Below are 22,677 nucleotides of genomic sequence, written 5' to 3'. Positions count from 1 at the left end.
CATCTCTTCGACCTTTTCACTGCGATTCGCAGAGCAGGGCGACCGCCGGTCGCCCCTACAAGGCGGCGTCGAAGCGGATATCTGTTGCCTTCGCTCCGGAAGAGTTTCACTTCGATCGCGCCGCAGCGATGAATAATCCGGGCTAGGTATAGAAAAATTGACCCACCATTTTTTCTGACCGGAGCTATATCGCCGAACCGGCGCGGGTGTCAATCGCCTTTCCGTTTGATGAAAATCTCGGTTTTGCTTTGGCTGGCTTGGGCGACGCAGCGGTCGCAATTGGCGCAGTGCTCAATGTCGAGGTCGAAGACTCGGCGAGGTTGACTACTTGTAGAGCGCGTCGATAAAGCCGCTGCGATCCAGCCCCGACAATATGCGGGTATCAACGAATTGTTCTGGCCTGGCAGTTTTGGCCTTGGGATCGCTCTCGACGATCTGATCGAGCACCCTCTGTATGCCGTCCAACGAGGGATAGGGTTTGCGCTGCACTACGTCCTGAATGAATACGTTGTAGGTTTCCTCCAGACTGGCGCGATCTTTGTTGTAATCGAGTTTCATGTAGCGCGCGGTAATGCGCATGCTCTCTTCCTTATGGGTTTTTCCGTACTGTATGCCGGCGACGTAGGCGCGCAGGAAGCGCGTTGCGAGGTCGGGCTTTTCGCGCAGGAAGGCAGCGCTAGCGACGAACGCCGAACCGGCGTACTCGAACTTGTCCTTCATCAGATCCAGCATGGTGTAAAACCCCTGCTCTCGAGCCACACGCGTAATTGGCGGCGCGAAGATTGCCGCTTGCACGACGCCCGACCGGAGCGCGGCCAAACGCGAAGTTTGACCACCTCCAAGTTGGAGAAGCGTGACATCGGATACCGGCACGTTCAGGCGCTTGAGCGCGTATCTGACGCCAAAATCCGAGAGCGAGCCAAAGCGGGAGATCGCGATCTTAGCGCCTTTGAGCTGCTCAGGACGAGTGATCTTCGGATCCGATACCAGTACATAGGTCAAACTGTTGATCATGCCGGCGATAATCTTAATGTCCGATCCGCGCAGGTTGCTTGCTATCGCCGCGGTCGATCCCAACAACCCCAGTTGAACCTCTCCGGACAGCATCGCCTGCACGGCGATGGTGCCACTGTCCAAAAAGATAACCTCCGGATCGAGACCGTATTTCTGAAACATGCCGGACTCTTTGACGATGTAAAAAGCCGACTGCTCGCCGGTGATGGCAGAATAAAAAATGCGGATCCTATCCGCGCCGAGGCTGGGCGCGGCTGAAGTTAGAAACAAAAATATCCATGCCCAGAGCATCGCTCGGCGCGTCGTTGAAACAAGAAGCCTGTCGCTTGCGGCACTGATCAAAATGGCCACCGCCTTTCCGCGCTATGGCGCGCACAGGCGACGTTAGCACAGCGCCTCGGTTCTGCAAAATCTCACGTTGCAAACACCCTAGACCTCCTTCTCCGTAAAAACCTTTAGAACCTGTGACACGAGCCGTCCAGGTCTTCCGCTCGAACGGCGCGAAATCTAAAATAACCCGTTCGTCCCGAGTAGGCCTGTAAGGCCGTATCGAAGGGTTGGAACTGACGAGTTGCCCTTGAACCGCCGTGCAGCGTTTACTTTTCATCCCTGTGTTCGTTTGCTACTATCCAGTCTGCGCGCAACCGAACACAAAAACTCACTGTCGACGTCGGAGGACGCATGGCGCTTAAACAATTCGTTGCGAGTCTAACTGTCAAAACTCTCTCCATCTTTGCTCTTTGCCAATACACTTTTGCTGCAGAGCCGGTGACCCTCGGACTGAGTGCAACGAGTTCTGTTAACGGTGCGATTTGGCTGGCCGAAGAGCGTGGTTTTTTTAAGAAACATGGGATCGATATCAACGTGACAAACGTTGGCGGCGGCGCTGCACGCGCGATCAGCGCGATGGTCGGCGGCGATATTCAGTTTGCCACCGCAGGCGGAGCAGCCGCGATCAGCGCCGCGTTGGCCGGCGCCGATGTGGTCATGGTCGCATCGATCTTGGATAAAGGTGTGCAGAAGTTGATTACTCGTCCGGCCTTGAAGAACCCCAAAGATTTGATCGGCAAGAAAATCGGCATCATTGGTTTTGGTTCCTCCTCTCATACCGTTCTCCAGCTCTTGCTGCGCAAGTGGAATATCGCCATAGACAAAGTGCAACTGGTCAACTGGGAATCCTCACCGACGATGCTGATCGCCATCGACAATGGCACGATTGACGCGGGAGTGTTTACCGAGCCGACGGTGTTTATCGCTGAGGAAAAGGGCTACAACGTTCTCGCCGATTTGGCTGACATGGACATTTACTATTTGCAAAACACGTTATCGGTTGGGCGCGGCTATTTGCGAAAAAATAACGAAACCGCGACCGGCATCCTGAAAGGGTATCTCGAAGGAATCGCCCATTTCAAAAGGAACAAGAAGGATAGCCTGGAAGTTCTCAAGAAGAAACTCCGCACCGAGCCTCAGCAGGAAAAATACTTGGAAAAATCTTACGATCTGTTGGCGTCAACCTACTATAACAAAGCGCCCTACCCGTCCATTCAGGGGGTCAAAACCGTCTTGGAGTTTCTCGGCAAGGACAACGCCAAGGCGAGAGCCGCCGATCCCAACTCATTCGTGGATGCGAGCATTATCAAGAGCCTTGATCAAAGCGGTTTTATCAATAAGCTATATGAGTAGTGAACTTCTCAGGCGCCGACGCCTACTCTAAATTGCCCATCGGGGAGCAAAGACCATGGAAACCACAGCACCGTTTGAGATTATCGACGCGACCATCGATAGCATCCATAGTGCGTTCAAATCGGGCCAGCTCACTTGCAGAAAATTAGTACAAAGCTATCTCGACCGCATCGAGGTCCTCGACAAAAGCGGCCCGGCGATCAACTCCGTCATTGCGATAAGTCCAACGGCTCTCACTGAGGCTGATCGTTTAGACAAGGCGTACGCGACTTCGGGGCTGACCGGGCCACTGCACGGCATCCCCGTGATTCTCAAAGACCAAATCGATGCGGTCGGCACGGCAACCACTTTGGGATCGGTGCTGTTTAAAGACTTCTATCCGGATCGCGATGCATTCATCGTCGAAAAAATGAAACAGGCTGGCGCGATCATCTTAGGCAAGGCGACTCTCGGCGAACTGGGCGGCGGCGACACCCATGGGTCGCTCTTTGGCTCAACCAAAAACCCCTATGCGTTGGAACGCACCGTTGGCGGCTCGTCGGGCGGCACTGCGGCAAGTGTCTCGGCAAACTTCGCTGCCCTCGGCGTAGGCCAGGAAGGGTTAGCGTCAATCCGCCGCCCCTCCACTTGGAATTCCATCGTCGGCATGCGCACCACCGCGGGGCTGGTAAGCCGCACCGGTTCCTACTCCGGCTGGCCGCAAAAAATTGGTTCCCTCGGCCCGATGGCGCGCACCGTCAAGGATCTAACCCTGCTGCTGGACGTCCTGGTTGGTTATGACGAGGAAGATCCACTGACCGCCTGGGGCTTCGACCACTGCCCGGAGAGTTATGCTGCGTTTCTCGACCGTGGCGGCTTGGCCGCTGCGCGTATCGGGGTCCTGCGCGAGCCGATGGGCTATCACACCGAGCCCGATTCAGACGACTTCAAGCAGGTCAGCGAAGTCTTCGACCGGGCGATTGTCGATTTGCAATCCGCCGGCGCCACGACCGTCGATCCCATCGTGATTCCACGGCTAAACGAACTGTTAGCCAAGCGCGCCGACGATCCTACTTCCGGCGAGGAAGCGTTTGCCATCTATTACGGCCGCAACCGCAACGCGCCGTTCAAGTCGCGCGCCGAGGCCATGGCGTCGCCGGAGTTTGCCAAGGTTTCCCACAGTGCCAAGCATCGTTTGAAGACTTCCTCCGATGCGGCGAAATATTACGATTGTTTAATGGCGCGCGATGCGCTTATGACAAATCTGTTGAAGGTTATGGCCGACAACAAGCTTCACGCCATCGTGCACAAATCCGTCGAGCATCAACCGACGCTGATTCGCGACGGCGTCAACCCTCCTTATGTGAATCACCGAGGCGCGCCGCACCTAAACACGTTTCTGCTCTTCGTGCCGAGCATTGCCGTGCCGGCGGGCTTCACCCGCGACGGCCTGCCAGCAGGCATCACCTTTCTAGGACGGCCCTATGCCGATGGCCAGATGATTCGGCTCGCCTATGCCTATGAGCAGGCGACGCGCCAACGCCGGCCGCCGGCCACCACAAGCTAAGGCGAAAAATGGGCGACTCTGGTCTCCGAGAACCTCTTTAGGTCTGGCCGCCTGCGCGGGCGGAAGTTTGAAGAACCCAGTTATGACCGGAGCCCTATCGCAGGACCGGGATAGCTGTGAATTCATTTTCTGCCTTATCAAAACCCATTGTCGTGTCGGTCGGCTCGGCCTTAAAGCGATCGGAAGAAACGATCAACTTACTTGCAACCAAGAGAGTCCTTGGGCTATCTACAAAATCCCAGCGTCGCGGCGACTCCCACCGGCCGCAATCCTGCGAATTAGGCGGCCGCAATGGAGCGAAATCACCGGCCGGATTGAGCGAAATACGCAGGCAGATAATAAAGGAGGGCGACGTGAGCGGAGCGCTTGAAGGCATCAAGGTTATCGACTTTACCCGGCGTGGTCCGGGACCCTATTGCACCATGATTCTGGGTGACCTGGGTGCCGACGTCATCCGCCTCGAAGAGCCGGGTGCCAGGCCACCGGCGCGAGGCCGAGCCGAGCGCCGCGCCGCAGCGTTCGACGCCCTCAACCGCAACAAGCGCAGTGTCATCTTGAACCTCAAGAACCCGGAGGGGCGTCGGATCCTCCACCGTCTGTGCGAGGATTTGGATGTGTTCGTGGAGGGATTTCGGCCGGGTGTGATGAAGCGGTTGGGGTGCGACTACGACGCCTTGCGGGCCATCAACCCGAGGCTCGTGTATTGTTCCATCTCGGGTTATGGCCAGGACGGCCCCTACGAGAAGCTGCCCGGTCATGACGTCAACTATAACGCGGTTGCCGGCGCACTCCACGTGCTGAGTCCCGAAGGGGCAACGCCCATGGTCCCGCCCAACATGATCGCCGACCTGGCCGGCGGCGGAATGCAGGCGGTCATCGGTATTCTCGGAGCACTCATGGCCCGGGAGCGAACCGGATGCGGCCAGTACGTCGACATCTCCATCACCGATGGCGTGTTCTATTTATTAGCGCACCTGGGTTCCGTGCACCTCGAAGGGGGAGCGATTCCCAAGGACAGGCCGCGGATACACGGCAGATTTCAGCCCTCGTACAACGTCTATCGATGCAAGGACGGCAAATACATCAGTGTGGCGTGCGGCGATCCTCGCTTCTGGGTGAAACTCTGCCGCGCCTTGGGCTGTGAGGCATTCATTCCTCATGAAATGGACGCACCACGATATCCGGAGATCCTGGAGGCGTTCGGCAAGGCCTTTTTGACTCGTACACGGGATCAATGGTGCGAGAAGCTCGGCGGCATAGATCCAATAGCTGTGAGTCCGGTTCACTCTCTGGAGGAGGCCTTTCGGGACCCGCAGATTTTGCATCGCCGCATGGTCCAGGAGGTTGGAGAGTTGGACGGTGAGCCTGTGCGCCACGTGGGGATCGGCCCCAAGCTCTCCGAAACTCCCGGATCGGTGCGGCGCATGGGCTCCGTGCCGGGAGAGCACACCGACGAGGTATTGCACGAGTTGGGCTATGCCAGCCGTGACATCGTGGCATTGCGGCAGGAAGGAGCCATCGAATAAGTCGCTGAAGAGGCAGGTCGTGGCCGGCGCTGGATCCCCGGCAATGCTCCTGCGGACGACATTCGATTCATGGCAGACGGTTACGTCGTGCTACTTTCGGCAGATTCCGCTGATCGGCTAGTAAAGGATTTGAGAGACGGCTCCTCCGTATCTCTTCAAGGAAGTAGTCCCGAAAGAGCGCTGACAATCGCCGTTACTCCTGGGTGATACAACAAGGACTCGTAGCAATCATAGCCTCGGTCGGAGGACTGCTCATACCGATTGAAAAGGTACCTTGCATTAAGTGCACCGCATTGATCCTGCCGACCACGGCAGAGCGCACGAATGGTTTGTGCATGCTCTGTTCCCGACCGCCGCATTCCAATTTCGAAAAACTCCCGAGGCAGCGAAATATTCCGGGTATGAACGTCCCCACTAACGCTATTCGCAATGGCAATGACTCTTTTCCAAGGACCCCATAGTACCAGGATTTACATAGCGCATAGCCACATCGTTCGTTGTCGCCGGTTGCATTGCGTCTGCGCATTCGTTTCCGGTCGGGACTATTGGCTAGCTCAAGCTCAAGCCTTGAACTATTTCAAGGGATAGTGAATCTTGGAAATTCACGAGCGAGTACGGGAGTGATGTCATGAGAAAAATTTGCTGTTTGCTTGTGGGTGTTTTGCTTGTGGCTGCGGCGGCGCAACCGGTCGTAGCGAAGGATCGTTTGAACGTCGTCTACGCTTCGATCAGCGGTCTGTTTCTCGCTTGTTGGGTGGCCAAAGACGCCGGTTATTTCGATCGGGAAAACCTCGACGTCAATCTAGTCTATATCCAAAGCGCCACCACGGCGCTGCAGGCGATGATGGCGGGCGAAGCGCCAATCATTCTCGCCGGCGGTGAGCCGGTGATCGAATCGAGTCTCAAGGGTGGCGAGGGCGTGTTCATCGGTGGCATCTCCATCGTACCTGCCGTGCATTTCATGGCGATGCCGGAGATCAAGGCCGTAGCGGATTTGCGCGGCAAACCGGTCGGCGTTACGCGCTTTGGCTCGTCGACTGACTTCGCCATGCGTCAGGTGCTCAGACGGGCTGGGCTTGAGCCAGTGAAAGATGTGCCGGTGTTGCAGATTGCCGGCGGCCACCGCGGTCTGGCGACCTCGCTTCTGAGCCGAGCGATCTTTGCCGCGCCGATCGCGCCGCCTAACAGTTTGCGCGCGGAAAAGGGCGGCGCGAAGATCCTGGTCGATATGACCAAGTCAGGAATTTATTTTCCTTACTCATCGATTGCCAGCACCCGGAGCTTCGTTAAAAGAACCCGCGCCATGGCACTGGGCTTCATGAAAGGCTACTCGGAAGGAGTCAAGCGGATGAACGGCGACAAGCCGTTTACCATCGGCGTGATCAAAAAATACATGCGCGAGGAGGATCCTGAGATTCTCGATGCGGTGTACAAGTATGGTGTCGATTTCATCCAGCGCACGCCGGAGGTCAACAAGGAAGGCATCGTCGAGGTTTTGCGCCAAAGCCCAGATCCAAAAGCTAAAGGAGCGACCGCGGACGCTTTTGTGGACGAAAGCATCGTGCGTGAGTTAGCGCAGAAGGGATTGTACCGCTAGAAATTCGGATAACTTTGCGCGCTAAGCACGCAGCACAATGGCGTCGTTGACCGGTTTTAACTTATCCAGGAATTGATATGCCCCGTTTTCGTGTCGGGACCGACATCGGCGGAACGTTTACCGACCTCTGTGTGCTCGAGGAAGAGCGCGGTGAGTTCTTCAATCTCAAAGTTCCGACGACCCCCAAAGATTTTACCCAGGGCGTGATCGCGGCGCTGGAAAGCTATTTTCATAACGGCCACAAACCTGCGGATGTCTCGCTCCTGTTTCACGCCACCACCGTCGCCACCAACGCGCTCCTCGAACAAAAGGGCGGCGAGACTTGGTTGGTGATCTCCGAGGGCTACAGCGGCGTTTACGAGACGCCGGAGCTTAGTCAGATTCGGCCCGGCGGCTACGACTATCTCTGCTACCCCAAACCGCGCATGTTGGTGCCGCAGCGGCGTACCCTTGAAGCACCCGAACGGGTCGGCGCCGACGGCAAGGTGATCAAAGCGTTGGATGAGGCGGCGCTGCGACGTCAATTGGCAGTGCTCAAGCAGGCACGAGTCGACGCGGTGGCGGTCTGCCTGTTGTTTTCTTTTCTGAATCCGGCCCACGAAGAACGCGTGCGCGAGCTGATCCTTGAAGCCGTCCCGACCGCGCATGTCTACTTATCTTCCGAGGTGCTGCCGCAGATCCGCGAGTACGCGCGCCTGGCGACGACGGTGACGAATGCGTATGTCGCGCCGATCGTAATCGATTATGTCGATCGTCTTGAGCAGACACTGGCGCAGCGCGGCTTTCATCGTCGTCTCTACATCATGCAATCCACCGGCGGCAGCCTCACCGCCGGTGTCGTTAAAAAGATCCCTGTGCAGATCATTGAGTCGGGGCCCGCTGCCGGAGTGTTGGCGGCGACCCATATCGGCCGCATGACCGATCATAGCAAAATCATCTCCTTCGACATGGGCGGCACCACGGCGAAAGCGGGGCTGGTGGAAAATCACGAGCCGCGCACGGTGTCGCGCTTCCAAGCCGGTGAATGGCTGCTCGGCATGCCGTCGCTCGACTTGATCGAGATCGGCTCCGGCGGCGGCAGCATCGCGTGGATGGACGACACCGGCATGTTAAAAGTCGGACCACAGAGCGCGGGGGCTGACCCGGGCCCGGCTTGCTATGCCACCGGCGGCGCCGAGCCGACGGTCACCGACGCCGACGTCGCGCTGGGTTGGCTCAATCCGGAATTTTTCCTTGGCGGCAAGATGAAGCTCGATGCGACCGCCGCGCAACAGGCAATTACCAACAGAGTCGCAGTGCCGCTCGGTCTCGACCCAATCAAAGCTGCCGATGGCATCGTCAAGATCGTCAATTCGCACATGGTCGAAGCGCTGCGCCTGATCACGGTGGCGCGCGGTGAAGATCCGCGCGAATTTGCCCTGGTGGCCTTTGGCGGCTGTGGGCCGGTGCACGCCGCCAAATTGGCCGAGGAGTTAAGCATCGCGAAAGTCATCGTCCCGCCGGCGCCGGGCGTCGCTTCGGCGATGGGACTGCTGGTCTCGGATCTGAAGCGCGACTACATCCGCACGCGAGTGGCGGAACTCGCCGACGTCGAAGTCGGTGCAGTGCAAGCCATCTTTGAGAGCTTGGAAAAGACCGCGTTGGAGGAAATGGCCGCGGAGAACATTGCGGCCGAGTCGATCCGCTTCGAGCGCGCGTTGGAGCTGCGTTACGCGATCCAGAAATATGAGTTGGCCATCCCCATCGCCAGCCACCTTTCCGCCGCTGACAAGGACGGCTGGCGCGAAGCTTTCGATCAGCGCCACGAGGCGCACTACGGCACGCGCGCCGACGATCAGAGAGTTGAGATCGTCAATTATCGCGTCACCGCGCGTGTGCCGCTGCCCAAGCCCGATCCCAAAGTGCTGCCGCGCCAGGGTGAAAGCGCCAGCGCGGCGTTCAAGAGCCACCGGCAAGCTTACTTTGACGGTTGGATCGATTGTCCGATTTATGATCGTGACAGGCTTGCGCACGGCAACCGAATCCCGGGGCCGGCTATAATCGAGCAGGTCGATTCCACTATCGTGATTCACCCACATCAGCACGCCCACGTCGATCGCTTCGGCAATGTCATCATCGAGGTGGCAAAATGAGCGGCGCCGTCGATCCCATCGTGCTTGAGTTGGTCAACTCCAAAGTGACGAGCATCGTCGAGGAAATGCGCGTCGTGCTGTTTCACAGCGGTTATTCCACCGTGCTGCGCGAGTCGGAAGACGGCAGCGCAGGGCTGTTGGACGCCGAGCTGCGAACTCTAGCGGTATCGAAGAAATTGCCCTTTCACTTCGCGTCGTTCTCGGCGGTGATGGACCATCTGCCCAAATATTTCCTGGCCGAGGAGTTGGAAGAAGGCGACGCGCTGCTGTTCAATCACCCCTTCGAGGGCAACGTGACCCACACCTCCGACACGGTTATTCTGATGCCGATTTTTTATGAAGGAAAGATCGTCGGCTACAGCGGCACACTGGCGCACAAGCCCGACCTGGGTGGCATTCGCGGCCTGACTGCGGCGCGCGATCTGTGGGAAGAGGGATTGGTTTTGCCGCCGGTTAAGTTTTACAGCCGCGGCGCCGTCAATCGCGACATCGAGCGCATCGTCGGTGCCAACAGCCGTATTCCCGGGGAAACTTTAGGCGATCTGCGCGGTCAAGTGGCCGCCTGTCAGGTCGGCGCGCGGCGCCTGCGCGAGCTGTGCGCCCGCTTTGGCGCGCCTACGGTCACGGCAGCGGGACGCGAGCTGATGAACAAAGTTGCCGAGCGCCTGCGCAACTCTCTTAGAGCGATGCCCGACGGCACGCACGAGGCCGAAGGCATCCTCGATCACGACAACGTCGACTTCAAGCGCATGCTGCGCGCCCATCTGAAAATCACCAAGACCGGCGACAAGATTGTTTTCGATTTTACCGGCTCCGACGCCCAGGCGCAGGGGGCGGTGAACTTGGCAATGCCCATGGTCAAGAATAGCTGCTACTGCGCCGTGATGGCGCTGACCGATCCCAATTTGATTTTCAATCACGGCTTTGTCGAAGCCATCGAGTTTCGCTTTCGGGAGGGCACGATGGTTTGCCCCAGACCGGGAGCGGCGGTGTCGCACTACACGCCGCTGGCACACCTGGTCTGTGACATGGCCGTGAAAGCCTTGGGGGAGTTCGCGCCCGAGCGCGCCGCCGCTTCCGCCGGTGGCGGTGGTTCGATCCGTTTAATGGGCACGGGTGCGGACGGCAAGTCCTGGGTTTTGATGGAATTGTTGAACACCGCGCAGGGCGCCACCAACGGCCGCGACGGTGTGAATCTGATTCACGGACCGTTGGGCGCGGGACAGTTTCGCCCCGGACCGATTGAAATCCACGAAAGTGAATTCCCGCTGCGTATCACTCGGTTTTCGGTCACGCCGGACTCCGGCGGGCCGGGGAAGTATCGCGGCGGCATGGGCAGCACGCGCGAATATCAAGCTTTGATAAACGCTGTCGTGCCGGTGCGCAGCTTAAAAGGCAGCATGCGCGGCAAGCTGCCGCCCTGGGGCATCTTCGGCGGCGGCAGCGCCCAGGTCGGGGATGTTTTCGTCAACAACGTCCAAGTCGCCGACGGTGTGCGTGAAGTTTTTCTCAAACCGGGCGATGTGGTGCGCGTGCAGACCAACGCCGGCGGCGGTTTCGGCGACCCGTTCGAGCGCGATCCGCAATTGGTTTTGCGCGACGTGCTTGACCGCTACGTGACCATCGAACATGCGCGTGCGGATTATGGTGTTGTGATCGACCTGATGCGTTTGGTGGTGGATGTCGAGGCCACGAGGAAATTGCGCGCGACGCGCGAGAACAGTGAGAAGTGGGGAGTAAGGAGTAAGGAGACGGGGAGGGGAGGGTTTAGCCCCTGACTGTTCACTCCTTACTTTTGGCAATGGCAATGGGGAGAATAAAGTTCGGCGTTGGCCTCTTCGCCACCGAAAACGCCCGTGAGGGTTTGCGCTTGGCGCAACTCGCTGACGAGCTGGGCTACGATCGTTTTTGGGTCGGCGATTCGCACATGATCTGGCGCGAGCCCTACGCGCTCATGGGCGCGATGGCGATGACGACCAAGCGAATCGCCATCGGTCCTGGGGTCACCCACCCGTTGGTGCGCCATTTGACCGTCACGGCGAGCGCGATGGTGACGTTGAATGAATTGGCGCCTGGGCGTGTTCTTTTGGGAATCGGCGTCGGTGCGACCGGGCCGGAAAACATCGGTATGAAACCGGTGACCAGCGAAGTCTTTGGCGTCATGATCGAGCAAGTAAAGCGCCTGATGGCGGGCGACACAGTGGAGCTGAACGGCCGGCCGGTGCGCTGCGTCTACAGCGGTGGCGCGACGATTCCGATCTTTCTCGGCACGCGCGCACCCAAGGTCATGAAACACGCGGCGCTGCTTGGCGACGGAATCATCTATACGGGTGAGGTCGGCACGCTGGCGCAGACGATTGCGACGCTAAAGCAGTGCTGTGCCGAAGTTGGCCGGCCGCTCGACGAAGTCAAAGTTACCTACCGAATTCCTTGCTGCATCGCGGAAAATTCCCAAGAGGCGCGCGAAGAGGTCAAAGGCAAGATCGCGCGCACGGCGATGACCCATTTGGGCCGGCTCCACCGCATGGGTAAACTCGACGACCCGACGGACCGCGAAGCGGTCGAACGGCTATGGCAACACTACGATACCTACCACCATATGGAATCGGGCCATGCTCACCTGGTGCGCGACCAGTGGGTGGAACGCTTTGCCGTCGCGGGCAGCGCGGCGGAAGTGAGCGCGCAAGTGCAAAAACTCCTCACCTACGACATCGGCGAATTGACGATCATTCCGTTCGGCAAATCAAAAGCCGCCGTGATCGAAACGTTTGCCGATGCCGTGGTTATCAGAGCTTCGGTCAACGCCAATTCTTAGCCGGGCGCACGATCGACTTGCCCTCGCTTTGGCCCGTCTTCTCGCGGTCTATCCCTTATGATTGCGAATGATATGTTGCGCCAGGCGCCAGCGCAGCACTTCCGGATTGCCTTCGGTGATGCGCAGACTGCGCACTTGACGGTACCACCATTCGAGCGGCAGCTCTTTCATTAAGCCGAGTCCGCCGTGCACTTGCATGGAGCGATCAACCACCCGGCTTGCCATCTCGGTACAGACAATTTTTGTCATGTAGGAGAGATTGCGCACGTCCTCGCCGCGATCGGCGCGCCAGGCGCATTCGTAGACCATAAGTCGCGCGCTGTGCAGCTCCATGGCGGAGTCGGCGATCATGAATTGAATCGCCTGGCGGTTAGCCAACGGTTGGCCGAAGGTGGTGCGCACCTTGGAGTATTCGATCATCATGTCCAACGCCCGTTCGGCGATGCCGATGCAGCGCGAGCCGTGGCCTTTGATGCGGCCGGCGGTGATCCATTTTTGGCCGAGCGTGAACCCATCGCCAAGCTTGCCGATGATATTGGCGGCGGGCACGCGCACGTTATCAAAATGAATCTGCCAGGGATCGTCGCCCATCATGGTTTGCCATTGTTTTTCAATGATGACGCCCGGACTTTTCATATCGACCATGAAGCAGGTGATGCCGCCGCGGGCGCGCTTTTCGTTGTCGGTGACGGCAATGAGCTGAGCGTAGTCCGAGGTGCCCGCGCCGGTGATAAAGCGCTTGGTGCCGTTGATGATGTAATCATCGCCGTCGCGCACGGCGTTGGTTTTCATGGCTGCCGGGTCGCTGCCCGCGTCGGGTTCGGTTTGAGCAAAACAGACCTCGAGCTTGCCTTCGATGACCGGCAGAAGAAAGCGCTGCTTCTGTTCTTCGTTGCAATAGAACAACACCGGCCGAACATCGGGACCGAAGAGCGGATTGGAACGAAACGGCAGCGCGACCGTGCGCGAAATCTCTTCGTTGATCACGCAGCGCGTCAGCAGATCGAGTCCCGCGCCGCCGTATTCTTGGGGCACGTCGAGCATCCACAGTCCCATCGCTCGCACTTTTTCTTGCAGCGGTTTGAGATACTTCTCCGGCATCTCTTCGCCGGCGGGGCGAAACTCCCGTTCGAGCGGGATCAGTTCGGCGTCGACGAATTTGCGGACCGTCGATTTGAGAATTTGCAGCTCTTCGGGAAGGTTGAAGTCCATTGCATGCCTTTCGTTTAGTGCAGTGACTCCGTTACGGCTTAATACCCTGGGCGGCAAACGCCCTATCGATAAAGCCGCTGTCATCTAGTTTCTTTACCAGACGCGCATCGTTGATCTCTTCGAGGTTGACGGCGCCGATTTTCGGATTCTGAGTTTTCATCAAGCGCTGCACCTGGGCGATGCTTTCGACCGACGGAAACGGCTTACGTTCCAAGACACGCAGTAGGTCAAGATAACCTTCTTCGGCTCCCGCGGCACTAATTTTCATGCGCCGCATCAACGTTCTGACGGCCGCCGTTTTGTTTTTGGGTGCCAGGATGTAGGCGACCGCTTCGATTTGAGCCTTGAGCAAGTTCTCCAAGGTGTCGCCGCGCTGCTGCAAATAGCTTCGTTGCACCACCAGGGCCTGGCTGACGAATTGATGCTTGAGATCGGCGTATTCGCCGAGAACCGTGAATCCCTTGGGTTTGAGTCGGCTCGAGTTGATGCCGTCCAGGACGGCAGCGTTGACAATGCCGGCTTCGAGGGCCTGCACCGTCACCGCCTGCTCACCAAGCGCCTGGAGCTGCATCTTGTCGCGTTGCACATCGAGGCCGAAGTGCTCGAGCCACAGGAGCAACGCCATCCAGGTCGTGCCGCCGACGCTGGTGAGCCCGATGCGCTTGCCGCGCAGCTCCTCCGGTCGTTTGATGTTGGGCTGACTCATCAAGTCAAAATTGTTGCGGCTGCCAAAGGTGGCGATGATTCTTAAGTCCTGGCCGCCGGCGACGGCAGCCAGCGTCGCGCTGCCACCGGTGCTGCCGACTTGAATGTCGCCCGCCGCCAAGCCGGCGACGAGAATGGGCGCGCCGCGTATAAACACCGGCTCGACATCGATGCCATACTTGTGGAAAAGTCCAAGATCCTGCGCCAGCCAAAACGGCAGGGCGCGGCCTGGGCTGGCATAGCCGAGCATGATTCTGCCGGCGGCCGCCGCGAGCGCGGAGTTAGACCACAAAGAATTTATCGCAAGCGAACAAATCGCGATGAGCAGTACGCGGCGCATGGCATCGGCTGTGGGGCTAGATACTTTAAAATAGCAAAAAAATGCAACGCAGCTTTTTTCCCGAGCGCAAATATATCGCCCACGGCCGATGATTGTCAAAATCCTCAGCCATCTGGGCCTGCCGACCCGCGCCCCGCCGCGCGCCCCGGCTCGTCGAGTCGACTTATTCCAGGAAATCTGACACCCGAAAACCGCCTGCCACTGCAAGCCGATGGCGCCGCTCGCTCCGAGTTCGACAGAGCGGCGCCGTAAGCAACCTTTCGCGCGCTTACCGACCGCTCGCCGGCCAAGCCGACGGTAGAAGAGTGGGCTTTTTCATCGCGTAGAAAACGGATTGACAGTTCTGCCGGTTCTCCGCTATAGCTCCGGCCATAGAAAAGGTGGGTTAAAAATCCTATCCATATTTTCGCCGCAACGTGGTCAAATTCGGCGTTGTTGAACGGTAAATCGCACCGAAAAGGAGAGAAATCCGATGCCTTGGATTAGAGTCATTCCCGAAAAGGAAGCCACCGCTGAATTGAAAGAAGTCTACGCCAAGATTCGCGCGCAACGTCAAGGGGAGCAGATCAATCGCGATCGCGACGCCGGCTCCGGCGGCCCGCCAGTCAGTCCGCCGATGTTGCATAGCCTAAACCCCAAGGCGATGTGGCACACCGCCGAACTCATGTGGGAGATCATGCGCGGCGAGTCACGGCTGACCACGGCGCAACGAGAATTGATCGCCACGGTCACTGCGGCGACGCTCCATTGCCGATTCTGAACCGTCGCCCACGCAGAGTTTCTGCGTCAAGAAGGCGGCGACGATCTTTCAGTGGAGCAGGTCAAAGACGATTGGCGCCAGATGGGGTTGACGCCTGCGGAATTCGCCATGTTGGAATACGCTGAGAAATTGACACTGACGCCGAGCAGTATGCGCGAGGCCGACGTGCAAAAACTGCGCGACGTCGGTTGGAGCGACCGCGACATCCTCGACATTGTCCATGTTTGTGCCTATTTCAATTTTCGTGTGCGGGTCGTCGACGGACTTGGGTTGGAAGTGGCGGACTGGCAAATCGAGCGGGCGCGTGCGGGCGCCGAACGGGCGGCAAAAGCGGCCGAAGCGCGCGGCGTTGCGATGCCGCGCGATCGCTGGCAAGTGCGCTAAGAAAAAGCGCTTACCAGGAGCAGATCAAGCAGATCGTGTCTAGATGAATACGATTTGGTTTGAGAAGCGCGGGCGCCCACGCTTTGACGGGAGTTTCCTCACAGACTGTTGCCGCTACCAACGTCCGAATGCCAGCGCCTGCTTGCGCTGCTGCTCATCGCGGATGGTGGACCCGAAAACAGCCTCGAAGTATTTCTCTTTGACCAGCTGATCGACCAGGCTGTTGTCGAACATCTTGGCGAGGTCGGCGCCCTTCAATTCTTGGCTCTGGCGCTCGGCCACGGCTTCCACCGAGCCCTTCAGCGCGTACGGAATCGCCTCGAAAGCCCGCGCCTTCTTGAACAGATCGTAGACGCGGCTAGCGTCGTCGCTGTTGCGCGCGCCGCCGTACTTGAGAAAGATCTCCGTGGCCATTGGCTTGTCATCGTAGAATCGCTTGATCGCTTCGGTATGTGCCTTAGTGTAGGCCAACGCGGCGGCGCGCTCTTTGGTCAGCGCCTCGCGGCGAAACAGCGCGTAGGTGGAAACGTAGATATCGTCGTGGTCGAGCAGCACGGCGAGCACCGGCAGCCCCGCCGCTTGCAAGCGAAAATAAGCCGGCGCGGTCACCAGCGCGGCGTCGATCAAGCCGCTCTGCAGCGCTGTGGCCCGCGCCGCCGCGTCGACGCCCACGGAAACCCACTGCACGTCGCGGGCCGTGAGGCCATATTTTTTCAAGAGGCTCACCGCCATATGATAGGGCGGGTCGCCGACCCGGCCGACACCGATCTTCTTGCCGGCTAGCTGCTTCATGTCGACAGCGTTCTTCGAGCCGACCATGGCGAACGATCCCTTGTTCAAGAAACCGCCGAGGATCACCAGCGAATTATCCTTGGCAGCCGATAGCACCGCCGGATCGGCGCCGGCCGAAGTCATCGCCGCCTGTCCGGTGATCACCGCCACGATCGGCGCCGGATGAACGGCATAGACCAACTCCACATCGAGGCCGTACTTGGCGTAGAGCGCGGTTTCTTTGGCGATCCACAGCGGCCAGGATGCGCCGCTGCGGGCGCCGATCATCGCGATAGATTTTTGCAAAGACTGAGCGAAGGACGATGTTGGAGCTCCAAGAAAGAGCCCCAGCGCCAATACTGCGCTCGGCATCCGAACGCGATATCCGAAACGCGTTGAGCGTTTGGAACGGTTTGAATGACTTGGAACCATCGCCCTAGCCATCATTCGGCCGCAAGCCGTCGAGCACACGATGCCAGTCCGTCCCCGCCGGTAGGATGCCTTTGATCGAACGTAATCTTGAAAAGTCCCGTTCGCTTTCCTGGCGAATCACATGGGGCGGCGTTCTCCCTTCGGCGAGATCGCGCAGCGCGCTGAGTAGCAACTTGCGCAGTGCGATGATGGTCTTATCGCTGTACCCGAGATGTTCCTGGCTGCGGTCGAAGATCGGCCCCATGCTCTCGGTGGCGCAGCCATCCTGTTCGGCGGGGTTCACCGCCTCGATGCCCGAGAAAAGCCTGGCGCGCTGTAAGCCTCGGTCGATCAGATAGTCGTTGTGCAGATTGCGCTTGCGCCGGTAGTCCGGCTCGATCCAACTGCGCAGCGCGGCGCGCTCGCTGTCGTCGAAGGGCCGCTTGCGCATGTTGAGGATATAGAGCCAACTCGTCCGATCGTCGATCGGCACCCAAAAGCGAAAGCCGCGGATGTCGTCCTCTTCGAACTTGGCCGTCGGCGGCCCTGGCACGATGCTGAAACTAGGCATGATGTAGGGACTTGTGCGCACGTAGACGCGCTCGGCGCCGAGCTTGCGGATCGAGATGGCGCGCATGCCAAAGCTCGTGTCTTCGGCTTCCAGCGCCGGCGCGCCGTCGCGCTTGAGCGTCTCTTTGTTCTGAACGTCGTTGTTGTGCAGAAACGTCGTGTGCGATGAGTCGAAGTCGCCTTCGATGCCCTGAAGATAATTGCATTCGAGAAATGACTTCACTGGAAAAGTCTGCCCCGGTGCAAGATCCGCCCATTCATAGCGCGGCAACAGCGGCATTCGTTCCGCCGCGCCCATGTAGGTAAAAATCATCCCGGCAATTTCCTGGCAGGGATAGGCGGTGTGACGAAGCTTGCGGTGAAACTCGCTACCCGCCGGCTCCGCCGGCGTGTCCAGCACATGACCCTCCACGCCGAACTTCCAGCCATGATAAATGCAGCGCAGGCCGCACTCTTCGTTGCGGCCGAAAAACAATGAAGTGCCGCGATGGGCGCAGTGCTCGCCCAGGAGTCCGACCCGGCCGTTGGTATCGCGAAACGCGACCAAGTCTTCGCCGAGCAGGCGCACCCGCACCGGCGGACAATCGGGCAGCGGAATCTCCTCGGAAAGCAACGCCGGCAGCCAGTACGAACGCATTAGGGCGCCCATCGCCGTGCCCGGTCCCACTCGGGTCAAAAGGTTATTCTCTTCACGCGACAGCATTGATTACCGTTTTTCTTCCGAAAACGACTGGAACCATGTACCGGCCTTGGCGGGGGACGCCGACGAGCCGAAGCTATATCGAGGATGAGCAGAGATGTCAATTCCATTTCTGCTTGATGAAAAACCTACTGTTGCGCCAAAAGAGCCGCGCTCGATTTTAATCCGCTGACCGGTCTGGAGCTGGGAAAAATCATCGCCCGGCGTCTACAAACTTGACGCCCGGTTGGTGGAAAAACTCACAGCGATCTTAAAGTAACTCTCTCGCTCAGTGGCTTTTTACCCAATCGGCAATCCAACCGTTGGTTTCCTCGGGCACTTGCCAGAAAAATCCATGGGACTGGCCAGTTAAAACTTTCAACTTGGCACCGGCGATTCTCTGCGCGAGAACCTCCGATTGCGGCACATGATTGCTGCCAATTATATCTTTGTCGCCGACGACGACCAAGGTTGGCGCCTGGATCTCCCCCAGCCGATGGGTTCCCTCCCAATTGTGCCGCGCGATACAGAGCTGCAAATAGTCCTGTAGCTTGGCGTGGGTCGGCCAGAGCAAATCGTAAAACGCTTTTACTTTGTCGGGATATTGGCGCCGATAGTCGTCGGTAAAGTAGGTTTCTGTGTCACAGACTTCATGGCGGACGAATTCGTTGAAGCCTTTTTCGATCAGCTCCACCGTTAGAAAATAGGGCAACCCTGGCACACAGTCTGGGCCGGGACGCGCCGCAGGACCCGAGCCGCCGGCCGCAAGAATCAAGCTTTTAACCTTCTTGGGATAGTTGAGTACCAGTGCCAGCGCGATCCGCCCACCCATGGAATGGCCTAATACATGGGCCGAAGGCAGACCTAGATGATCGAGCAGCGCGGCCACATCACAAGCCATCTGATCGATAGTGCACACGCCGGTGACCCGGCTCGAACGGCCGCAACCGCGCGGGTCGAAGGTGATCACCCGCATCGATTTCGCCAACACCGGCACCTGATGCGATTTCCACACTTCGCCAGAAAATCCCGTCGCCGGAATGAAGACAAAAGGCTCTCCCTCGCCATGGGATTCGTAGTAAAGCTTTACGCCCGTCGGCAAATCAGCAATGGCCATAATGATATCTCCCGAATGATGATTAGCGCTACGTCACGGAGGTTCGCACAGGCGAACTCAGACTGTCAACCGATTGAGCGCACGTTCCAAGCCATCTGCCCGCGACGCCAATGACATAAAGCGTTTGACAGCAGGTCGGCGTGGACTAGAGAAAAACCCTTGTTCGTGGCTCGGCGCCGTAAAGTTATTGACAGCCGGCGACTGCCTCTCCTAGTGTAGCTCAATGTATCGGAATGAAAGGGGAGAAGAGCATGGCCGTAGAAAAAGAATTCTTTGACGTGAAATACAAAGAAGGCTCGCTGGATGCGAAAACCGCGCAGCTAATACTGTTCGCTGTCTGCATGTCGCATGGCTACGAAAGGGGCGCCAATCTTCACCTTGGCAAAGCGCGCGAATGCGGCGCCAGCGATGATGAAATCCTCGAAGCGGTGGTCTACGGCATGCGCCCGCCGGCGGCGCTGGCGCGCAACGTCGCAAGAAACCTATCTGTCAAGGGCCTTTGAGCTGACGTTTAGGCTTTTTCCGATGGAGGGGCGATAGGAGCCACTTAAGGCTGCCGTCCGTTGCCAGCGGAAAGGGTTCAGTGATAGCCTTCAGGAAGTTTAGAGTTTTCGGAGGAAGTCTAATAATGAAAGATGGTTTTAAGATTCTCGATTCCGATATGCATCTGCGCGAGCCGGCAGACCTGTGGGATAAATACCTAGACCCTGAGTGGCTTGGCCGAGGGCCGAAAATTTTGAGTTCCACCGCCCGCAGTTCAGCAATGGTCATGTTGGACGGCAAGATTCTCCAGGGTTACAAGCCAGCTTTTCGAGGCGGCATTTACGACGCGACCAGGATCGATCAGGAGATTGCCGAATACCGCAACAACGGCTTCAATGCCAAAACTCAACTGAAGGCGATGGATCGCGAAGGCTTAGACGTTGCGGCGCTCTATCCCTCAATCGGTTTGGGCATCATGATGCGCAGCGGGATGGACCCGAGGCTTGGGGCTGCGGTGGCACGGGCGTATAACAATTGGCTCTACGATTTTTGCCAAGAAGATCCCAAGCGGTTAAAAGGCGTCGGCATGCTTTCCTTCCACGATCCCAACGAAGCGGTTAGGGAGGCGCAGCGCTGCGTTAGCAAGTTGGGCTTTATCGGCGTGTTTGCGCGGCCTGAACCGCTGCATGATCTGCCCTGGCATTCGCGTTACTTCGACACGGTCTGGTCGTGTTTGGAGGAACTCGGCGTGCCCATGGGGTTTCACTCGGCGACCTCGGCCGGTGAGGTGCCGCAGATCGGCGACCGTTTTGGTGACAATCTTCTGCTACGCCACGTGGTCTCGCATCCGATGGAAAACATGTTGGCGCTGGCTGACACGATCGGCGGCGGTGTCTGCGACCGTCATCCGAAGTTGAAGCTTGCCTTTCTGGAATGTTATTGCGGCTGGGTCTCGTTCCTATTACATCGGCTGGACAACGCTATGGTCAAGGGGCGTTTTCCGACGGCAGGCAAATTGAAGCCTAGCGAGTATTTTAAGCGCCAATGTTGGATTTCCACTGAACATGAAAAAGAGCTGCCCATGATCATCGACCTAGTTGGCGATGACCGCATCGTTTTCTCGACAGATTATCCCCACGGGGACTCGGATTTTCCGCAGGGTGTGGAGGAATTTTTGGAGCAGAATATTTCCAACGAGAGCAAGAAGAGAATTCTTTGGGATAACTGCGCTAAGTTGTACAACCTGAGCTAATCTCCCATGGTTTAGCGCAGTAAAAGAAGAGTAAAGCAGCATTTCATTAAATCCAATATTCCCCGCAGCTTGCTGGGGCACTATTAAATGGGACGAAATAGGCAGCGCGCAAACCGGAGAATTCACATGCTAGACCAAGTTACAGTCATCGATGCCGACGGTCACGTTTTAGAGACCGACGTGGAAATGGAACAGTACTTCGATGGCGACTTCACGGGCCACCGCCGCACCGGGACGTTTTCAATCTTCCCTTCTCTCGACGGCTGGCCGCGCGGCTTTGTCCGCGGCTTGAACAAAGTGACCAAAATCGATGTTAATAGCTGGATTCAATTCATCGAGGGCTCGAAGATTTCCGCCGCAGTGCTATACCCCACGGCTGGCCTCTCTGCAGGTCTGATCCAAGATCACGACTGGGCCTGTGTGGTCTCGCGCATGTACAACAACTGGCTTTATGATCGCTACTGCAAGATCGACAAGCGCTTGAAGGGCGTGGCGCTGCTGCCGGTGCAATATCCATCAGAAGCAGCCAACGAATTGCGCCGCTGCGTGAAGGAATACGGCATGGTTGCGGGTCTATTACCGGCGGTTACGAAACTGAACAAAGGCTTCGGCCACCAGGACTTTCACCCAATCTATAAAGTCGCGCAGGAATTGAACGTGCCGCTCACCGTCCACGGCGCCGTGAGTGCCAACCTGGGATTCGATTTTCTCCAGACCATGTCGATGATCCACACGCTGGAGCATCCGATCGCACAGATGATCCAGCTCACCAGCATCGTCCTCGACGGCGTCTTCGATCTGTTTCCGAAACTGAGAATCGGTTTCCTCGAAGCCGGCGCCGGCTGGATTCCCTACATGATGGACCGCATGGACGAGAAAGATCACATCGACCGCAAACGCAAACATTTTCCGCTGAGCGTCAAACCGAGCGAATATTTCAAGCGCGGCAATATTTACGTGACCTGTGAGACCGACGAGAAAACATTAGACGTGGTCGCACGCGAGATGGGCGAAGATTACATGATGTACCCGACCGACTTCCCGCACGAGCGCGAAGCCGGTGTCTTCGCCAAAGACATCCCGGAGTTCTGGGAGCGTACGGACTTATCGGAAAGAGTGAAGCGAAAAGTGTTCAGCGAGAACGCCAAGCGGTTCTACAACATGTGAGCGCGTTCAGAATCTTCGAATCGCTCGTGTACTAGCCCGAATTATTCATGCGACCGGGAAAACCCATGACACTGTGTCGATCGAAGTGGAACTCTGGAGGAGCGAAGGCATCAGCGCAAATCGTTCGGTTTAATGCGCCGATGCTTGGCATCTCTTCGACCTTTTCACTGCGATTCGCAGAGCAGGGCGACCGCCGGTCGCCCCTACGAGGCGGCGTCGAAGCGGATATCTGTTGCCTTCGCTTCGGAAGAGTTTCACTGCGATCGCGCCGCAGCGATGAATAATCCGGGCTAGTGATTGCTGACCTCTGGCTTTTAGTCCTCGCATCCCAAGCCAGGTTGCATCTCGCCCGTTGATGGCATAAGCATTCGAATACTTTATCTTGCCGGAGGAACCGCATGCCCCAGGACTTGCGCAGCTATATCGATCTGATTCGCGAGAAAAAATTGCTGCTCGACATCAAGAAAGAAGTCGATCCGCTGACGAATCTCGCCGGCCTCGCTTATCGCGGCG

Annotated in this window: 18 protein-coding genes; 12 read left to right on the top strand and 6 right to left on the bottom strand. The window is 57.9% G+C overall.

Going from position 1 to position 22,677, the window contains the following annotated elements; all coding sequences use genetic code 11:
- Window positions 1–324 precede the first annotated feature (324 nt).
- A complete protein-coding gene (locus tag FJ145_25090; GenBank protein ID MBM4264687.1) occupies window positions 325–1,305 on the bottom strand; it encodes an ABC transporter substrate-binding protein in 981 nt (326 codons plus the stop codon).
- A 390-nt stretch (window positions 1,306–1,695) separates the two neighbouring features.
- Between FJ145_25090 and FJ145_25085 the strand changes: the two genes are divergently transcribed.
- The 7 genes from FJ145_25085 to FJ145_25055 all read left to right on the top strand — a co-directional run bounded on the left by FJ145_25085 (window position 1,696) and on the right by FJ145_25055 (window position 12,313).
- Window positions 1,696–2,697 (top strand): ABC transporter substrate-binding protein, encoded by a 1,002-nt coding sequence (locus tag FJ145_25085; GenBank protein ID MBM4264686.1) that lies wholly within the window; start codon window positions 1,696–1,698, stop codon window positions 2,695–2,697.
- 55 nt (window positions 2,698–2,752) lie between these two features.
- On the top strand, window positions 2,753–4,243 hold the full coding sequence (locus FJ145_25080; protein MBM4264685.1) for an amidase: 1,491 nt from the start codon (window positions 2,753–2,755) through the stop codon (window positions 4,241–4,243).
- 110 nt (window positions 4,244–4,353) lie between these two features.
- Complete coding sequence (locus FJ145_25075; GenBank protein MBM4264684.1) at window positions 4,354–5,769, top strand: CoA transferase; 1,416 nt, start codon at window positions 4,354–4,356, stop codon at window positions 5,767–5,769.
- Window positions 5,770–6,397: 628 nt separating this feature from the next.
- Window positions 6,398–7,366: a hypothetical protein gene (locus tag FJ145_25070; protein MBM4264683.1), complete on the top strand. Its 969-nt coding sequence runs from the start codon at window positions 6,398–6,400 to the stop codon at window positions 7,364–7,366.
- Between the two features lie 77 nt (window positions 7,367–7,443).
- Window positions 7,444–9,498 (top strand): hydantoinase/oxoprolinase family protein, encoded by a 2,055-nt coding sequence (locus FJ145_25065; GenBank protein ID MBM4264682.1) that lies wholly within the window; start codon window positions 7,444–7,446, stop codon window positions 9,496–9,498.
- On the top strand, window positions 9,495–11,276 hold the full coding sequence (locus FJ145_25060; GenBank protein ID MBM4264681.1) for a hydantoinase B/oxoprolinase family protein: 1,782 nt from the start codon (window positions 9,495–9,497) through the stop codon (window positions 11,274–11,276). The genes FJ145_25065 and FJ145_25060 overlap by 4 nt, the downstream gene beginning before the upstream one ends.
- Before the next feature lie 23 nt (window positions 11,277–11,299).
- A complete protein-coding gene (locus tag FJ145_25055; protein MBM4264680.1) occupies window positions 11,300–12,313 on the top strand; it encodes an LLM class flavin-dependent oxidoreductase in 1,014 nt (337 codons plus the stop codon).
- Between the two features lie 48 nt (window positions 12,314–12,361).
- Here FJ145_25055 and FJ145_25050 read toward each other — a convergent pair whose 3' ends face one another.
- Both FJ145_25050 and FJ145_25045 read right to left on the bottom strand, forming a co-directional pair.
- Entirely contained in the window at window positions 12,362–13,525 is a 1,164-nt protein-coding gene (locus FJ145_25050) for an acyl-CoA dehydrogenase (GenBank protein ID MBM4264679.1), read from the bottom strand.
- 31 nt (window positions 13,526–13,556) lie between these two features.
- The gene (locus FJ145_25045) at window positions 13,557–14,570 is read right to left on the bottom strand and encodes an ABC transporter substrate-binding protein (protein ID MBM4264678.1); all 1,014 of its coding nucleotides are present in this window, start codon (window positions 14,568–14,570) and stop codon (window positions 13,557–13,559) included.
- Window positions 14,571–15,042: 472 nt separating this feature from the next.
- Between FJ145_25045 and FJ145_25040 the strand changes: the two genes are divergently transcribed.
- Window positions 15,043–15,330, top strand: coding sequence for a hypothetical protein (locus tag FJ145_25040; protein MBM4264677.1), 288 nt, complete (start codon window positions 15,043–15,045; stop codon window positions 15,328–15,330).
- A gap of 21 nt (window positions 15,331–15,351) precedes the next feature.
- Window positions 15,352–15,714, top strand: a complete 363-nt coding sequence (locus FJ145_25035; GenBank protein MBM4264676.1) for a peroxidase — start codon at window positions 15,352–15,354, stop codon at window positions 15,712–15,714.
- Window positions 15,715–15,828: 114 nt separating this feature from the next.
- On the opposite strand, the gene FJ145_25030 is transcribed toward FJ145_25035, so the two are convergent.
- From FJ145_25030 to FJ145_25020, 3 genes are all read right to left on the bottom strand, one after another.
- On the bottom strand, window positions 15,829–16,932 hold the full coding sequence (locus FJ145_25030; GenBank protein MBM4264675.1) for a hypothetical protein: 1,104 nt from the start codon (window positions 16,930–16,932) through the stop codon (window positions 15,829–15,831).
- A complete protein-coding gene (locus tag FJ145_25025) occupies window positions 16,922–18,169 on the bottom strand; it encodes a Rieske 2Fe-2S domain-containing protein (protein ID MBM4264674.1) in 1,248 nt (415 codons plus the stop codon). Before FJ145_25025 ends, FJ145_25030 begins: the two co-directional genes overlap by 11 nt.
- Before the next feature lie 265 nt (window positions 18,170–18,434).
- A complete protein-coding gene (locus FJ145_25020) occupies window positions 18,435–19,262 on the bottom strand; it encodes an alpha/beta hydrolase (GenBank protein MBM4264673.1) in 828 nt (275 codons plus the stop codon).
- A 233-nt stretch (window positions 19,263–19,495) separates the two neighbouring features.
- Between FJ145_25020 and FJ145_25015 the strand changes: the two genes are divergently transcribed.
- The 3 genes from FJ145_25015 to FJ145_25005 all read left to right on the top strand — a co-directional run bounded on the left by FJ145_25015 (window position 19,496) and on the right by FJ145_25005 (window position 22,164).
- Window positions 19,496–19,765, top strand: coding sequence for a hypothetical protein (locus FJ145_25015; protein ID MBM4264672.1), 270 nt, complete (start codon window positions 19,496–19,498; stop codon window positions 19,763–19,765).
- 125 nt (window positions 19,766–19,890) lie between these two features.
- The gene (locus tag FJ145_25010) at window positions 19,891–20,997 is read left to right on the top strand and encodes a hypothetical protein (protein MBM4264671.1); all 1,107 of its coding nucleotides are present in this window, start codon (window positions 19,891–19,893) and stop codon (window positions 20,995–20,997) included.
- 87 nt (window positions 20,998–21,084) lie between these two features.
- Complete coding sequence (locus FJ145_25005; GenBank protein MBM4264670.1) at window positions 21,085–22,164, top strand: amidohydrolase; 1,080 nt, start codon at window positions 21,085–21,087, stop codon at window positions 22,162–22,164.
- Window positions 22,165–22,677 lie beyond the last annotated feature (513 nt).

The sequence above is a fragment of the Deltaproteobacteria bacterium genome (genome assembly GCA_016874755.1).
GTDB lineage: Bacteria > Desulfobacterota > Binatia > UBA9968 > UBA9968 > DP-20.
Note: the sequence above shows the minus strand (reverse complement) of the source record. Positions and strands in the feature narration are given on the sequence as shown.

Excerpts from the sequence above, each read along its gene's own strand:
- FJ145_25090 (MBM4264687.1), bottom strand. The coding sequence starts at position 1,305 with ATGCTCTGGGCATGGATATTTTTGTTTCTAACTTCAGCCGCGCCCAGC.
- FJ145_25085 (MBM4264686.1), top strand. The coding sequence starts at position 1,696 with ATGGCGCTTAAACAATTCGTTGCGAGTCTAACTGTCAAAACTCTCTCC.
- FJ145_25080 (MBM4264685.1), top strand. The coding sequence starts at position 2,753 with ATGGAAACCACAGCACCGTTTGAGATTATCGACGCGACCATCGATAGC.
- FJ145_25070 (MBM4264683.1), top strand. The coding sequence starts at position 6,398 with ATGAGAAAAATTTGCTGTTTGCTTGTGGGTGTTTTGCTTGTGGCTGCG.
- FJ145_25065 (MBM4264682.1), top strand. The coding sequence starts at position 7,444 with ATGCCCCGTTTTCGTGTCGGGACCGACATCGGCGGAACGTTTACCGAC.
- FJ145_25060 (MBM4264681.1), top strand. The coding sequence starts at position 9,495 with ATGAGCGGCGCCGTCGATCCCATCGTGCTTGAGTTGGTCAACTCCAAA.
- FJ145_25055 (MBM4264680.1), top strand. The coding sequence starts at position 11,300 with ATGGCAATGGGGAGAATAAAGTTCGGCGTTGGCCTCTTCGCCACCGAA.
- FJ145_25050 (MBM4264679.1), bottom strand. The coding sequence starts at position 13,525 with ATGGACTTCAACCTTCCCGAAGAGCTGCAAATTCTCAAATCGACGGTC.
- FJ145_25045 (MBM4264678.1), bottom strand. The coding sequence starts at position 14,570 with ATGCGCCGCGTACTGCTCATCGCGATTTGTTCGCTTGCGATAAATTCT.
- FJ145_25040 (MBM4264677.1), top strand. The coding sequence starts at position 15,043 with ATGCCTTGGATTAGAGTCATTCCCGAAAAGGAAGCCACCGCTGAATTG.
- FJ145_25030 (MBM4264675.1), bottom strand. The coding sequence starts at position 16,932 with ATGATGGCTAGGGCGATGGTTCCAAGTCATTCAAACCGTTCCAAACGC.
- FJ145_25025 (MBM4264674.1), bottom strand. The coding sequence starts at position 18,169 with ATGCTGTCGCGTGAAGAGAATAACCTTTTGACCCGAGTGGGACCGGGC.
- FJ145_25020 (MBM4264673.1), bottom strand. The coding sequence starts at position 19,262 with ATGGCCATTGCTGATTTGCCGACGGGCGTAAAGCTTTACTACGAATCC.
- FJ145_25015 (MBM4264672.1), top strand. The coding sequence starts at position 19,496 with ATGAAAGGGGAGAAGAGCATGGCCGTAGAAAAAGAATTCTTTGACGTG.
- FJ145_25010 (MBM4264671.1), top strand. The coding sequence starts at position 19,891 with ATGAAAGATGGTTTTAAGATTCTCGATTCCGATATGCATCTGCGCGAG.
- FJ145_25005 (MBM4264670.1), top strand. The coding sequence starts at position 21,085 with ATGGGACGAAATAGGCAGCGCGCAAACCGGAGAATTCACATGCTAGAC.